This is a genomic window from Vibrio sp. MMH1-50 (assembly GCF_022347645.1).
In the GTDB taxonomy this organism is placed as follows: domain Bacteria; phylum Pseudomonadota; class Gammaproteobacteria; order Enterobacterales; family Vibrionaceae; genus Vibrio; species Vibrio harveyi.
This window is the reverse complement of the sequence record NZ_JAKRGG010000039.1, coordinates 1-14,297: the sequence shown is the minus strand read 5'-3', so window position 1 is coordinate 14,297 and position 14,297 is coordinate 1. Positions and strand designations below refer to the sequence as shown.

The following is a 14,297-nucleotide window of genomic DNA, read 5'->3' as shown; positions in this document are numbered from 1 at the left end:
CATTAATGACTGCTATTACAATCAGTGATCAAGAGTATCGTGACTTTAGCCGTTTTCTAGAATCACAATGTGGCATCGTATTAGGTGACAGCAAACAGTACCTAGTGCGCAGTCGACTGAGCCCGCTTGTGACTAAGTTCAAGCTTGCTTCTTTGTCGGATCTGCTGCGTGATGTCGTGACAGGTCGCAATCGTGAGCTGCGTATTGCTGCTGTTGATGCAATGACGACTAACGAAACATTGTGGTTCCGAGATACTTATCCGTTCACGGTATTAGCTGATAAACTATTGCCGGAGATGGCGGCAAACAAACGACCAATCAAAATTTGGTCTGCAGCCAGCTCGTCAGGTCAAGAACCTTACTCAATGGCGATGACTGTTCTGGAAACACAACAGCGTAAACCAGGACTGCTTCCGAACGTATCGATTACGGCTACGGACATCTCATCGAGCATGTTGGATATGTGTCGTGCGGGTTTGTACGACAACCTAGCATTGGGACGTGGTCTTTCTCCTGAGCGTCGCCGCACCTTCTTTGAAGATGCGGGAGACGGTCGCATGAAAGTGAAAGACAACGTAAAACGCCTAGTGAACTTCCGTCCTCAGAACTTGATGGACAGTTATGCACTTATGGGCAAATTCGACATCATCTTCTGTCGCAATGTACTGATTTACTTCTCGCCAGAGATGAAGTCTAAAGTACTAAACCAAATGGCAAACAGCCTTAACCCCGGTGGTTACTTATTGCTTGGTGCGTCAGAATCGCTAACAGGTTTGACTGACCGATTTGAAATGGTGCGCTGCAACCCTGGCATTATTTACAAGTTAAAATAGCGGACTCTTTAACCCATTCCAAAGCCTGACCTTGTGTCAGGCTTTTCTTTTTTATTCGATTTTCTTTTTCCTTGTCTTTTTTCACGTCTCTTATTCTTACATCGCTTTTTCGCGCCCTTGTTCTAAAAGCTCACGCCATTTTTGCCTGCTCCCGACCATAGGGTGTATATTTTTTAAAGAGTCGAGCTGATTACTCGATTCGTATGACACTCCATCAATAACATTGGCTTGCTTATTGCAAACCATTACGTCGATAACTGAAGCGGCAAAATGGCATGTTCTATTTTTGGCACGCTAATTGCTTTTTAGTTATTAATTACGGTCAGTTCTTAATGTAGAGGCAAACATGGCTATATCTTTTGACAACGCACTAGGCATCCACCAGTACACGGTGGGCGTACGTGAGCGCAACGCGGAGGTGATTTCCACCAACATCGCGCAAGCAAACACGCCTGGTTATAAAGCAAGAGGTTTAGACTTTGCCAAGGAATTGCAGGCGGCAACATCTGGGGCAAGCATTGGTCTTAGCCGCACAGATGGTCGGCACATTCCTGCCACTACAACGTTGGTCGGGGACAAGCTATATCGTCTACCTACGCAACCAGATACGGGCGATGGCAACACGGTTGATTTGGATTTAGAGCGTAACTTGTTTATGCAAAACCAAATTAGACACCAAGCATCACTCGACTTTCTAGGCAGCAAATTCAAGAACTTAACCAAAGCAATCAAAGGGGAATAATTTAGATGAGCTTATTTAACGTTTTCAATGTGACAGGTTCCGCAATGAGCGCTGAGTCCGTTCGTCTGAATACTACCTCAAGCAACTTGGCGAATGCCGACAGTGTCAGCAGTTCTGCGAAAGACACTTATAAGGCTCGTCATGCTGTGTTTGGTGCTGAGTTAAGTAACGCCATGCGTGGCGGTGATACGGTGCCAGTGAAAGTGATGGGTATTGTAGAAAGCGATAAACCGCTTAGTGCGGAGTACAACCCTGACCATCCCCTTGCAAACGAGGAAGGCTACATCTACAAGCCTAACGTGAATGTAATGGAAGAAATGGCAAACATGATTTCAGCTTCTCGCGCATACCAAACTAATGTGCAAGTGGCTGATTCTAGTAAACAAATGCTGCTGCGTACGCTGCAGATGGGTCAATAAGGATAAGGGGGTAGCGTATGGCCGGAATTAACAACGTTGGTCAAAGCGGCTTGTCCTATATCGACCAGCTTAAAAGCCTACAAGAGAACAAGAAGACTGAAGAGAGTACAGGTAAGCAGGACCTGAAACAGGAAGACTTCCTATCTTTGCTCACTAAGCAATTGTCTCAACAGGACCCTTTTAAGCCGGTAAGTAATGACCAGATGATTGCGCAAATGGCGTCATTTGCGACCGTAGATGGTATTGGCAAGATGAACTCTCAGTTCGAGAGCTTAAACTCGTCAATGACATCAAACCAAGCGTTACAAGCTTCCTCTTTGGTTGGTCGTGACGTATTGGTCCCAGGTGCGGCGGGTGTGAAGCAAGACAATGCGGCAATGGCGGCAATGGTTAAGCTAGCACAACCGATCGACAACTTATTTGTCCGAGTAGAAAACGAAGCGGGCCAACTGGTGCGTACTTTTGAGGTAGGTGCGAAACCAGCCGGTGATACTCGTGTACTTTGGGACGGTAATGATGAAAACGGTAATCCGATGCCTGCTGGCAAATACAATGTGAAAGCGTCTGGCTTGGTAGAAGGGGAGTCTCAAGAGTTCCCAGTATCTACTTACGCGAACGTGAACAGTGTGTTGCTAGGCAAGGGTGACGGTAACGTATTACTCAATCTGGCAGGCTTTGAATCGCCAGTTCGACTTGCAGAAGTTTTGGAAGTTGGCAAAGCGTAATCAATAGCACGTCAGGTTAGGAGATTTTGGAATGTCATATGTATCTTTAAGCGGTTTGTCCTCCGCTCAACTGGATTTGAACACCACCAGTAACAACATTGCGAACGCCAACACGTACGGCTTTAAAGAGTCTCGTGCGGAATTCAGCGATGTGTACTCAAACTCTTTGTTCACTAACGCAAAAACCACTCCGGGTGGCGGTGCACAAGCGAACCAAGTGGCGCAACAGTTCCACGAAGGTTCAAGCATTTACACCAATAACCCAATGGATTTGCGTGTATCGGGTACGGGCTTCTTCGCGGTAGCGAAAGATCGTCTTATCCCACAACAAAATGAAATGACACGTAACGGTGCATTCCATTTGAACAAAGACAACTACATGGTAACAGCGAACGATGAGTTCCTACTTGGTTACCAAGTAAACCCAGAGTCTGGTGAGGTTTCATCTTACGAGCCACAACCAATCAATATTCCTGCAGAATTTGGTAAGCCAAAGCAAACAGCGAACATTGAAGTGGGTGTGAACTTACCTGCTAACGGTGATTTGAAAGATCCAACTCAGTTTGATTTTTCTGACCCGGATACATATAACCGCTCTACGTCTTCGACGATTTATGACTCTATGGGTCAGTCTTACAAGTTAACTACGTACTACTTGAAAGACCAAACTCAACCGAACACGTGGCAAACCTACTACACCGTGACAGATAAAGGTGGTGAGAAGCCATTGAACATCGCAAACGGTGATGCGGCAACGCCAACGGGTCATGTTGGTCACACAATGAAGTTCAACAACGACGGTACATTGGCGAGCCTAAACAATGGTCAGCCAATCACATCGGTAGCGTTGGGCGATCCTGCGACAAACACGACACCACTTGATCTGAACGGTGCGGACATTGCGCAAACACTTAACTTTGGTCTAGGTTCAGCAACACAGTTTGCCGCTCCATTTGAGCTAACTAAGTTCGATGAAGATGGTGCGACAACAGGCTTCCTAACCAAAGTCGACTTTGATGAGAACGGTAGCGTGTTGGGTACTTACTCAAACGGTGAAAACGTAACATTGGGTCGTGTAGCGCTGGTTCGTGTTCCTAACGAGCAAGGTTTGGATAAAAAAGGCGGTACTCAATGGGATTCAACACAGTTCTCTGGTGACAAGATCTGGGGTGAATCTAACAAGGGCTCTTTCGGTACTATTAACAACGGTATGCTAGAGCAATCAAACATTGATATGACTCAGGAGCTGGTGGATCTGATCTCTGCTCAGCGTAACTTCCAAGCGAACTCTCGTGCGCTAGAAGTACATAACCAGCTACAACAAAATATCCTGCAGATTCGCTAGAGCGCTAATTGATAGCTCACTAGGTAATCTGTTTAATCAAACGCTGCGTGCGCTTGCCGCTTCGTTTGATAACATCATGACATTCATCTGATGCTCAACCTGAAATTACCTCAATTCAGGTTGGGCATGCTTTGATCTCCAGCTTGCCGCTATTGCCGCTAAGCGGATCAAAACATTGCCTCTCTTTTGGTTGATTCTCATTGAATTGCCATCTTAAAGACTACATTTCATGTTCAAGTCTTTGATTAATAACATTATTTTAATGTTGGCATAACTATTGCTTTTACTCCTTCGTACAGAGAATTTTTGGAGTAATTTATGGATCGCGCACTGTTTCTCGCAATGAGCGGCGCCAAGCAAAATATGCAGGCCCTGCAATTGCGTGCCAACAACTTGGCAAACGTGAGTACAACGGGTTTCCGTGCTGACTTGGCACAAGCTCGTTCTATGCAAGCTTATGGTGAAGGTTTACCTTCACGTGTATTCAGCATGACGGAACGTCCAGGGCACAACTTTGCGCAAGGTAGTGTGATCACTACAGGTCGCGATCTTGATATTACAGTGGAAGGCAGCGGTTGGATTGCGGTTATGGACCAAACTGGTAAAGAAGGTTTGACGCGTAACGGTAACCTAAAAGTTGATCAAAATGGCTTACTGACAAACGCTAGTGGTCATGTGGTACTGGGCGAAAACGACGCGCCAATTACGTTACCCATTCCAGTCTCCAAAATCGAAATCGGTCGTGATGGCACCATCTCTGTACTGCCTCAAGGTGCGCCTGCCGAAGAATTAGAAGTGGTTGATCGTATTAAGCTTGTACGCACAGACGATCAAAGCTTATTTAAAGATACCAATGGCTTATTCCGCCATAAAACTCCAAACCAGCCTTACGAAGCAGACGGCACTATCCGCATCCAAACTGGTGCAATTGAAGGTAGTAACGTAAATGCCGTGGGTGAAATGACTGCTCTGATTGACCTTCAGCGTCAGTTTGAAATGCAAGTCAAGATGATGAGCACCGCTGAAGAGATGGATAAATCTTCAGATTCATTGCTTCGTATGAGTTAACAGAGTTAGAGGTTCACAATGCATCCAGCACTATGGGTAAGTAAAACGGGTTTAGATGCCCAGCAGACCAACATCGCAACGATTTCGAACAACTTGGCGAACGCCTCTACCGTGGGCTACAAAAAAAGCCGCGCGGTATTCGAAGATCTTTTCTACCAAAACATTAACCAGCCTGGCGGTCAATCGTCTCAAAACACTGAACTGCCAAGTGGTTTGATGCTGGGTGCCGGCTCTAAAGTGGTTGCGACACAAAAAGTGCACACGCACGGTAACGCGCAAACTACAACTAACGCTCTCGATATGATGGTAGAGGGTGATGGCTTTTTCCAAGTGACACTGCCAGACGGCAACATTGGTTACACTCGTAACGGTCAGTTCACGCTAAACGGCGAAGGTACGCTAGTGACCTCTGGCTCCGGTTACCCAGTTGAGCCAGAGATCGTGATTCCTGAAGATGCTATCTCGATTACTGTCGGTACTGACGGTGAAGTCTCTGTACGTATCCGTGGTGAGCAAAACAACGTTGTGGTTGGTCAGTTAACCATTACCGATTTCGTAAACCCTGGTGGTCTAGAGCCAATCGGTCAAAACCTTTACCTACCAACAGGCGCAAGCGGTGACCCACAAGAAGGTGTCCCAGGTCTTGATGGTTTGGGCGAAATTCGCCAATCCATGCTTGAAGCATCAAACGTGAACGTGACTGAAGAGTTGGTCAACATGATCGAAGCGCAGCGTGTGTATGAAATGAACTCAAAAGTGATCTCATCTGTCGATAAGATGATGAGCTTCGTTAACCAGCAGCTTTAATCGCTAGAATCGGGATTTAGGAGCCAATGATGAAACGTATTTGTCTACTTGCACTTATCGCTACGATGTCTGGCTGTACGATGCTAGAGCCTATCGAAACAGATGAAGTCAGCCAAGCAACAACAGTGGTTGATGCGGTTGAAGGCGATAAGTCGAAAGACGAGAGCAGCGGCATCATTGATACTCTGCGTGGCAGAAGCGATCCAGTAGCAGGCGATCCGGCATGGGCCCCGATTCATCCTAAGCAAAAGCCAGAGCATTACGCGGCGGCAACGGGCTCTTTGTTTAGCGCAGAACACATTACTGACCTGTACGATGACTCTAAACCTCGTGGCATTGGTGACATCATTACCGTGACGCTCGATGAGACGACTCGTGCGACTAAGAGTGCAAATGCGGATCTATCGAAAACCAACGACGCGAAGATGGAACCGCTGTCGGTGGGTGGTCAAGAGCTGCAAGTGGGCGGTAAGTACAACTTCTCTTACGATTTGAACAACACCAACACGTTTGCTGGCGATTCTTCGGCGAAACAGAGTAACAGCATCAGCGGTTACATTACGGTGGAAGTGATTGAGGTGCTGGCAAACGGCAACCTAGTGATCCGTGGCGAAAAGTGGATGACGCTAAACACGGGTGACGAGTACATTCGCCTGAGCGGCACAATTCGTCCTGATGACATCAACTTCGACAATACTATTGCGTCAAATCGCGTATCTAACGCAAGAATTCAATACTCTGGCACGGGTCTACCACAAGATATGCAAGAGCCTGGTTTCTTGGCACGATTCTTTAATGTAGCCCTATAAAACGCCGCATTGACGGCAATTTGACTGCAAGAGATTAAGTAAGCATGAAAAGAATCCTATTAGCACTGATGAGCGTTGCACTGTTCGCAACCACAGCCCAAGCTGCACGTATCAAAGACGTCGCGCAGGTGGCAGGTGTGCGTAGTAACCAACTCGTGGGTTATGGCTTGGTTTCAGGCTTACCAGGAACGGGTGAATCCAATCCGTTTACAGAACAAAGCTTCGCGGCAATGCTGCAAAACTTCGGCATTCAGATGCCGCCGGGCACAAAGCCAAAGATCAAAAACGTTGCCGCAGTAATGGTAACGGCTGAGCTACCTGCGTTTTCGAAACCGGGTCAGCAAGTTGACGTGACGGTTTCTTCAATCGGTAGCGCGAAAAGTTTACGTGGCGGTACCTTGTTACAAACTTTCCTAAAAGGTCTAGATGGACAAGTTTATGCCGTTGCTCAAGGTAATCTTGTTGTCAGTGGTTTCAGTGCAGAAGGTGCCGACGGCTCAAAAATCGTTGGTAACAACCCGACGGTCGGTCTTATCTCTAGCGGTGCAACAGTAGAGCGTGAAATCCCAAACCCATTTGGGCGTGGCGACTACATCACATTTAACCTACTGGATTCTGATTTCACGACTGCGCAGCGTATGGCTGATGCGGTAAACAACTTCCTTGGTCCTCAGATGGCTAGTGCTGTCGATGCCACGTCTGTGCGTGTTCGTGCTCCACGAGACATCAGCCAACGCGTTGCATTCCTATCGGCAATTGAGAACCTAGAGTTTGACCCGGCAGATGGCGCAGCAAAGATCATTGTTAACTCTCGCACTGGCACTATCGTGGTCGGTAAGCATGTCCGTCTTAAACCAGCGGCCGTAACGCATGGTGGTATGACAGTCGCAATCAAAGAAAACCTTAACGTTAGTCAGCCGAACAGCTTCTCTGGTGGTCAAACGGTTGTCGTGCCGGATTCTGATATCGAAGTGAGTGAAGAAAAAGGCAAGATGTTCAAGTTTGAACCGGGTTTGACACTGGATGATCTCGTTCGTGCGGTTAATGAAGTTGGTGCAGCACCTTCTGATTTAATGGCGATTCTGCAAGCATTAAAACAAGCTGGTGCCATTGAAGGCCAGTTGATCATCATCTAATCGATTAGGAGGCAAACCATGGTGAACAATCCTAACGATATCGGCTTTATTCACGACATCAGCTCCCTTGATACGCTGCGTCAGAAAGCCGTAAAAGAAGGCAAAGACGGCGAGCATGAAGCACTGCGTGCGGCCGCTCGTCAGTTTGAATCTATCTTTACGTCGATGATGCTGAAATCAATGCGTGAGGCGAATGAAGGCTTCGAATCGAACTTCATGAATAGTCAGAACGAAAAGTTCTACCGCCAAATGCTTGATGAACAAATGGCAAGTGAACTGAGTGCTTCAGGTTCAATGGGGCTAGCTGACATGATTGTTAAGCAGTTGACGGTAGGCCAGGGCGATGACAAGAGTGAAACAGCAATGCGCGATGCGGCAAACAATGCTGTGGAATATCGTCGTGTAGACCCTAAAAAAGCGCGCGAGATTGAGCAGCGCTTGATTGAATCGGGTCAGCTGTCTCGTCCTGGTTCAGAGCCGTCACGTTTTGATACACCAGAATCCTTCGTTAACTCGATGAAGCCTTACGCTGATCGCGCAGCAAAAGCACTGGGTGTCAAGCCGTCATTACTGCTTGCTCAAGCCGCGCTAGAAACAGGCTGGGGGCAAAAGGTGGTGAAGAATGCGCGTGGTAGCAGCAACAACTTATTCAACATCAAAGCGGACAGAAGCTGGCAGGGTGATAAGGTAACGACTCAAACCTTGGAATTCCATGACAATACGCCAGTGAAAGAGACTGCCGCATTCCGCTCTTACTCTAACTACCAAGACAGCTTTAATGATTATGTGCGTTTCTTGAATGAAAATCCGCGCTACGAAACCGCTCTTCAACAGAAAGGTGATTCGGAATCATTTATTCGTGGTATCCATAGTGCAGGTTACGCAACCGATCCAAATTACGCAGACAAAGTACTGCAGGTGAAGCAGAAAATCGAGAGCATGTAATTCATAACGATTTTGAATGCTTAAGACACTTCTTGATAAGGCTTGCTATGGTGCAAGCCTTTCTTTTTTCCTAGGTTTCTCTTTCTTTTCTAAACTGGCACATCTTTTGCTAAATGCTAACTAGGTGATCGGTCAATACCGATTTTATTTCGTTTTTGGGGGCATGTATGGCGTCAGATCTGTTGAATGTGGGTACACAAAGTGTGCTTACTGCTCAGCGACAGTTGAATACGACTGGTCATAACATTTCTAATGCTAATACAGAGGGTTACAGCCGTCAGTCTGTTATCCAAGGCACCAATGACCCACGCCAATTTGGCGGCTCTACCTACGGCATGGGCGTGCATGTGGAAAATGTTCGCCGCTCATGGGATGAATTTGCCGTTAAAGAGCTTAATCTGTCCACCACCAACTACGCCAATAAGCTAGATAACGAAAAGAACCTCGATTTGCTGTCTGGCATGTTGTCTTCTGTGGCATCGAAAAAGATCCCAGAGAACATGAACGAATGGTTTGATGCTGTGAAAACCATGGCGGACACTCCCAATGACATGGGGGCGCGTAAAGTAGTGTTGGAAAAAGCCAAACTGCTTAGCGATACCTTAAACGAATTCCACGAAACCGTACGTCAGCAATCCGATGTGACGAATAAGTCACTGGATATGGGCATTGAACGCGTGAACCAACTTGCCGTTGAGATCCGCGATGTTCATCGATTGATGATGCGAACCCCAGGTCCTCATAACGATTTGATGGACCAACATGAAAAGCTGATTAAAGAGCTGTCTGAATACACCAAAGTTACCGTGACCCCGCGAAAAAACGCTGAAGGTTTCAATGTGCATATTGGTAACGGACATACGCTTGTTTCAGGCACTGAAGCTAGCCAGCTGAAGATGATTGATGGCTTTCCTGACGTCCATGAACGTCGTCTTGCTATGGTTGAAGGTGGCGGCATTAAAGCGATCAAATCGGACGATATTGACGGCAAAATTGGGGCACTATTGAAAATGCGCGACGAGCACATCCCTCAAGTGATGGATGAACTTGGTCGCCTATCGGTTGCTTTTTCAAGTGAAGTGAACCACTTGCAATCACAAGGTTTGGACCACTACGGCAATGTCGGTGACCCTTTGTTTACCGATGTGAACTCAGAGCCGTTAGCGAAATCTCGTGTGGTAGCCGGACCTCAATCTACTGCTGATATGGCGGTATACATCAACGACATTAGTGCGCTGAAAGGCGGTGAGTATTCGCTTCGTTACGATGGCGACAGCTACAGTGTGACGAAGCCGAATGGTGAAACCGTTAAGCTGAACACCGATTCAGGGAATGCTTTCTATCTTGATGGTATGCGAGTGGAAGTGCGCAATGAACCTAAAGTCGGTGAGCACATTTTACTTCGCCCAACGCGCAGCAGTGCGGCACAAATAAAAGTTGAAACCAACGACCCAAAAGCCATTGCAGCGCAGAGCTATGAAGCGTCAACCACATTCGCTCAAGGCAACGCGAAGTTTGAAATCGTTGACGCAGGTGACCTACGAGAGTTTGAGGTAGTGGTTTCTCCTACCGGCGATCAATTTGCTGTTACGGACACCAAAGGCAATGTGCTTATGGCTCCGCAGCCATACCCACCAACTGGACCTGTGTCGGTAAGCTTACCAAGTAACCATCCGGGTTATAAAAACGGTGGCGCGACGGTATTTGAGCTCACGAGTGGTGCACTACCTAACGATAAGTTTACGGCTAACCTTGTGCCTTCTGAAGGTGATAACGGCAACTTACGTAAGATGCTGAATATTCAAACCGACAAGAAGATGAACGGCAATGAGTCGACTCTGGTTAGTCTTTACTACAACTTGAACACAGATGTGGGCTTGAAGACATCTACTGCAAGTCGTTTAGCCGATGTCGCTCAATTAGAAAGTGAAGCAGCGCAAGAGCGAGTGGCGTCGATCTCGGGGGTAAACCTCGATGAAGAAGCGGCAAACATGATGAAGTTCCAACAGGCGTATATGGCCTCTTCTCGTGTGATGCAGGCGGCAAATGACACCTTCAACACCATCTTGCAATTGCGATAACAGGAGGCCGTAGATGTTAACTCGAATTTCCAGCTTCCATAACTACCAGTCGGTGCAAAACGATTTGCGCCGTCAGGAAAACAAAGTTCACCACAATCAGGAGCAACTTGCTTCTGGTAAGCAGTTGACCAAGCCGAGCGATAACCCGTTGGCGACGCACTACATACAGAGTATTGGTCAACAAGAAGAACAGCTAAAGCAGTACCTTGATGCAATCGTTCTGGTTCGTAACCGACTAGAAAACCAAGAGGTCGTGATTGCCAATGCTGAGGAGTTCACCGATGAATCGAAGCGTATTTCGATGGAAATGATCAACGGTGCTTACTCTCCAGAAGACCGTGCCGCGAAAAAGCGCGAGCTTGAAGAGATTGCCAATAACTTCTTGGCGCTAGTGAACACTCAAGACGAATCAGGTAACTACGTTTTTGCCGGTACTAAGCCGAAAACTCAGCCGTTTTTTAGAGATAACGATGGCAGCGTTGTGTACACCGGCGATGATTACCAACGCAAGATGAAGATTGCGAGCAATATTGAGCTAGGCATCAACTACCCAGGTAACCACTTGTTTTCAGAGATCCCGAATCCGTTTGGTGATTTCGAACCACAATACGATTTACAAGAAGGCTCTGAGTTGTTGCTTGGTCAAGCAACGAGTGCGTCAGAAGATAACTCAAACTACAAAGTGACCTTTGTGGATATGAGTAACGGCAAGTTTGGTTATCAGTTAGAAAAAGACGGCAGCATCGTGCAGGTTGATGATTATTCACCTGTTGATGGCATCAAATACGAAGGCGTGAATATTCAGCTTAAAGGTCAAGTATCGGCTGGCGACAGCATTACGTTAGAGCCACGCCAAACCTTTAGTATTTTTGATGCGTTTAGAGAAACCATGCAATGGTCGGAGAGCTCGGTATCAGACGCTTCGGCGACCGCGAAGCTGCATCAAATGACAGAAGAATTCCAAGCGGCATTTGTTCATATGAACAAAGTAAGAACCGATTTGGGTGCTAAGTTGAGCACGCTCGATATTCAAGAGCAAAACCACGAAGATTTTAATTTGTCTCTGGCGAAAGCGAAGAGCAATTTTGAGGATTTGGATTATTCCAAGGCGGTCATCGAGTTCAGCGAGAACTCACGTGCACTGCAAGCCTCGCAACAGGCTTTTGGTAAAACCAAAGACCTAACGCTATTTAACTATATTTAGCGACACTTAATTCGATCTAGCGCTGCTGAAACCTAGCGAGATGCCCATAGCATCTGAATGGAAGAGTAACGCCTTTAATCCGTAATTTTAATGCCTTATGTGCAAAGCCTTAAGCGCGAGAAATCAACGGAAAATGCCGAGTAATGCGAGCCAAGCGGCACGATTTTACCGAAAGCGGCAATGAGGTTCGCGGCAAATCAAGCGGCAATAGATCAACAACTGGCTGATAACGTAACTCAGCAGAAGGAAAAGGCGAATACGCCCTTTCATTGCTGAACTAACTTGTTGTTTATTTGCTCGTTTTTAAAAGAGTGAGTTATTAAATTCAAGTTGGCACACAAATTGTATTGATGTTGTCAGAACAGACTTACGAGATTCTAAACCCTGCCATATAGGCAGATTTAGCAAGTAATTTTTACGGTCAGTGCTTATCCAAATGAGAGTAAAGCTGGCCGCTTCGCAAAAGCTTGCGAACTCAAAAGGAGAGCAAAATGGCTGTAACAGTTAGTACTAACGTCTCCGCGATGACCGCGCAGCGTTATTTAAACAAGGCGACCAACGAACTTAATACTTCGATGGAACGTCTTTCATCTGGTCACAAGATTAACAGTGCAAAAGACGACGCAGCAGGTCTACAGATCTCTAACCGTCTAACGGCTCAGTCTCGTGGTCTAGATGTGGCAATGCGTAACGCAAACGACGGTATCTCGATTGCCCAAACGGCAGAAGGTGCGATGAACGAAGCGACGTCAGTAATGCAACGTATGCGTGACTTGGCGATCCAATCTTCAAACGGTACTAACTCTCCGGCTGAGCGTCAGGCGATCAACGAAGAATCATCAGCGTTGACGGATGAACTAAACCGTATCGCAGAAACGACATCATTTGGTGGTCGTCGTCTATTGAACGGTTCGTTTGGTGAAGCAGCATTCCAAATTGGTTCAAGCTCTGGTGAAGCAATGATCATGGCTCTAACAAGCATCCGTGCGGATGACCAACGTATGGGCGGTGTGACTTTCTTCTCTGAGAATGGCAAAGACAAAGACTGGGGTGTTGATCCTGCTAAAGCTGATCTAAAAATCACACTACCAGGTATGGGTGAAGATGAAGATGGCAACCCAGATGATCTAGAAATCAGCATCAATGCGAAAGCAGGCGATGATATTGAAGAGTTGGCAACGTACATCAACGGTCAATCTGATATGATTAACGCATCGGTGAGTGAAGACGGCAAGCTGCAAGTATTTGTAGCGCACCCGAACGTTCAAGGTGAGATTTCAATCTCTGGTGGTCTAGCTTCTGATTTGGGTTTAAGTGACGAGCCAGTACGTACATCAGTACAAGACATCGATATGACAACCGTACAAGGTTCTCAAAACGCGATTTCAGTATTGGATTCAGCACTTAAGTATGTTGATTCACAACGTGCGGACCTAGGTGCGAAGCAAAACCGTCTAAGCCACAGCATCAACAACTTGGCAAACATCCAAGAAAACGTCGATGCGTCTAACAGCCGAATTAAAGATACGGACTTTGCGAAAGAAACAACGCAAATGACCAAAGCGCAAATTTTGCAACAAGCAGGTACTTCGATTCTTGCTCAAGCGAAACAATTGCCAAACTCTGCGATGTCACTATTGCAGTAGTTTACCTAGCCTGTACTCAATACATTCAGACGTGGATGGGAATGCAGGCTTTTGGCAAGCAACTTTATAATAGAATGTGCGGCTCTCTCATCTCTCACCTGCCAATCATTTTCAATGTAAGGTTGCACCCGGTGTGTCGGATATGTGTTCATTTCTCTTGATCTCCACATAGGCTCTGGCTACCAACCTAGCCCCGGTTCTCTCAAAGGAAAAGGGGCTTTTTCTTTTCTATCTTCCAGCAAACCTCCTTACTGATACCGCTCTAACTGACTGCTTTTATTCGCTTTTGGTTGTTTTATGTACAAAACATTCCGCTCGGCGTGAATCTAAGAAACTTGAGCGCTTTTTTCTACTTTTCTCCAATTTTTCTAGCCAAATCTCGCTAATTCACTTTTTTTTATTTTTTTCTAAAGCTTCTGAAATCCGAGTCGTTAATAGAAGTAACTTTGAGAGAACTACTTGGTTTTCCGAGACGTCGGAAACCGCTACATCGGAAAATCAATTGGAGAAATCACCATGGCAGTGAATGTAAACACT

Annotated in this window: 13 protein-coding genes; all 13 read left to right on the top strand. The window is 46.5% G+C overall.

All coding sequences use genetic code 11. The annotated features are described in order from the left end of the window. Window positions 1–5: 5 nt before the first annotated feature. The 13 genes from MHO32_RS21300 (at window position 6) to MHO32_RS21240 (ending at window position 13,760) form a co-directional block, all read left to right on the top strand. Window positions 6–833, top strand: coding sequence for a protein-glutamate O-methyltransferase (locus MHO32_RS21300; RefSeq protein ID WP_009696835.1), 828 nt, complete (start codon window positions 6–8; stop codon window positions 831–833). Window positions 834–1,179: 346 nt separating this feature from the next. Beyond that, window positions 1,180–1,575 carry a flagellar basal body rod protein FlgB gene (flgB, locus tag MHO32_RS21295; RefSeq protein ID WP_005449205.1) on the top strand — a complete coding sequence of 132 codons (396 nt, stop codon included), beginning with the start codon at window positions 1,180–1,182 and terminating at the stop codon, window positions 1,573–1,575. A gap of 5 nt (window positions 1,576–1,580) precedes the next feature. After that, entirely contained in the window at window positions 1,581–1,994 is a 414-nt protein-coding gene (flgC, locus tag MHO32_RS21290; RefSeq protein ID WP_005393132.1) for a flagellar basal body rod protein FlgC, read from the top strand. A gap of 17 nt (window positions 1,995–2,011) precedes the next feature. Continuing rightward, entirely contained in the window at window positions 2,012–2,719 is a 708-nt protein-coding gene (gene flgD / locus MHO32_RS21285) for a flagellar hook assembly protein FlgD (RefSeq protein ID WP_005449203.1), read from the top strand. A 31-nt stretch (window positions 2,720–2,750) separates the two neighbouring features. Continuing rightward, window positions 2,751–4,064, top strand: a complete 1,314-nt coding sequence (gene flgE / locus MHO32_RS21280; RefSeq protein WP_005449201.1) for a flagellar hook protein FlgE — start codon at window positions 2,751–2,753, stop codon at window positions 4,062–4,064. Window positions 4,065–4,382: 318 nt separating this feature from the next. Further along, a complete protein-coding gene (locus MHO32_RS21275; RefSeq protein ID WP_239213884.1) occupies window positions 4,383–5,132 on the top strand; it encodes a flagellar basal body rod protein FlgF in 750 nt (249 codons plus the stop codon). An 18-nt stretch (window positions 5,133–5,150) separates the two neighbouring features. Further along, window positions 5,151–5,939 (top strand): flagellar basal-body rod protein FlgG, encoded by a 789-nt coding sequence (flgG, locus tag MHO32_RS21270; protein WP_005449197.1) that lies wholly within the window; start codon window positions 5,151–5,153, stop codon window positions 5,937–5,939. A 29-nt stretch (window positions 5,940–5,968) separates the two neighbouring features. Further along, the gene (flgH, locus tag MHO32_RS21265) at window positions 5,969–6,748 is read left to right on the top strand and encodes a flagellar basal body L-ring protein FlgH (RefSeq protein WP_005449195.1); all 780 of its coding nucleotides are present in this window, start codon (window positions 5,969–5,971) and stop codon (window positions 6,746–6,748) included. 44 nt (window positions 6,749–6,792) lie between these two features. Further along, window positions 6,793–7,884, top strand: coding sequence for a flagellar basal body P-ring protein FlgI (locus tag MHO32_RS21260; protein ID WP_005449193.1), 1,092 nt, complete (start codon window positions 6,793–6,795; stop codon window positions 7,882–7,884). An 18-nt stretch (window positions 7,885–7,902) separates the two neighbouring features. Further along, window positions 7,903–8,829, top strand: coding sequence for a flagellar assembly peptidoglycan hydrolase FlgJ (gene flgJ / locus MHO32_RS21255; protein ID WP_239213881.1), 927 nt, complete (start codon window positions 7,903–7,905; stop codon window positions 8,827–8,829). Between the two features lie 167 nt (window positions 8,830–8,996). Continuing rightward, window positions 8,997–10,910 (top strand): flagellar hook-associated protein FlgK, encoded by a 1,914-nt coding sequence (flgK, locus tag MHO32_RS21250; RefSeq protein ID WP_005449189.1) that lies wholly within the window; start codon window positions 8,997–8,999, stop codon window positions 10,908–10,910. A gap of 13 nt (window positions 10,911–10,923) precedes the next feature. Next, window positions 10,924–12,114: a flagellar hook-associated protein FlgL gene (gene flgL, locus MHO32_RS21245; RefSeq protein ID WP_005449187.1), complete on the top strand. Its 1,191-nt coding sequence runs from the start codon at window positions 10,924–10,926 to the stop codon at window positions 12,112–12,114. 491 nt (window positions 12,115–12,605) lie between these two features. Then, window positions 12,606–13,760 carry a flagellin gene (locus MHO32_RS21240; protein ID WP_005449185.1) on the top strand — a complete coding sequence of 385 codons (1,155 nt, stop codon included), beginning with the start codon at window positions 12,606–12,608 and terminating at the stop codon, window positions 13,758–13,760. Window positions 13,761–14,297: the final 537 nt, after the last annotated feature.

Excerpts from the sequence above, each read along its gene's own strand:
- MHO32_RS21300 (WP_009696835.1), top strand. The coding sequence starts at position 6 with ATGACTGCTATTACAATCAGTGATCAAGAGTATCGTGACTTTAGCCGT.
- flgB (WP_005449205.1), top strand. The coding sequence starts at position 1,180 with ATGGCTATATCTTTTGACAACGCACTAGGCATCCACCAGTACACGGTG.
- flgC (WP_005393132.1), top strand. The coding sequence starts at position 1,581 with ATGAGCTTATTTAACGTTTTCAATGTGACAGGTTCCGCAATGAGCGCT.
- flgD (WP_005449203.1), top strand. The coding sequence starts at position 2,012 with ATGGCCGGAATTAACAACGTTGGTCAAAGCGGCTTGTCCTATATCGAC.
- flgE (WP_005449201.1), top strand. The coding sequence starts at position 2,751 with ATGTCATATGTATCTTTAAGCGGTTTGTCCTCCGCTCAACTGGATTTG.
- MHO32_RS21275 (WP_239213884.1), top strand. The coding sequence starts at position 4,383 with ATGGATCGCGCACTGTTTCTCGCAATGAGCGGCGCCAAGCAAAATATG.
- flgG (WP_005449197.1), top strand. The coding sequence starts at position 5,151 with ATGCATCCAGCACTATGGGTAAGTAAAACGGGTTTAGATGCCCAGCAG.
- flgH (WP_005449195.1), top strand. The coding sequence starts at position 5,969 with ATGAAACGTATTTGTCTACTTGCACTTATCGCTACGATGTCTGGCTGT.
- MHO32_RS21260 (WP_005449193.1), top strand. The coding sequence starts at position 6,793 with ATGAAAAGAATCCTATTAGCACTGATGAGCGTTGCACTGTTCGCAACC.
- flgJ (WP_239213881.1), top strand. The coding sequence starts at position 7,903 with ATGGTGAACAATCCTAACGATATCGGCTTTATTCACGACATCAGCTCC.
- flgK (WP_005449189.1), top strand. The coding sequence starts at position 8,997 with ATGGCGTCAGATCTGTTGAATGTGGGTACACAAAGTGTGCTTACTGCT.
- flgL (WP_005449187.1), top strand. The coding sequence starts at position 10,924 with ATGTTAACTCGAATTTCCAGCTTCCATAACTACCAGTCGGTGCAAAAC.
- MHO32_RS21240 (WP_005449185.1), top strand. The coding sequence starts at position 12,606 with ATGGCTGTAACAGTTAGTACTAACGTCTCCGCGATGACCGCGCAGCGT.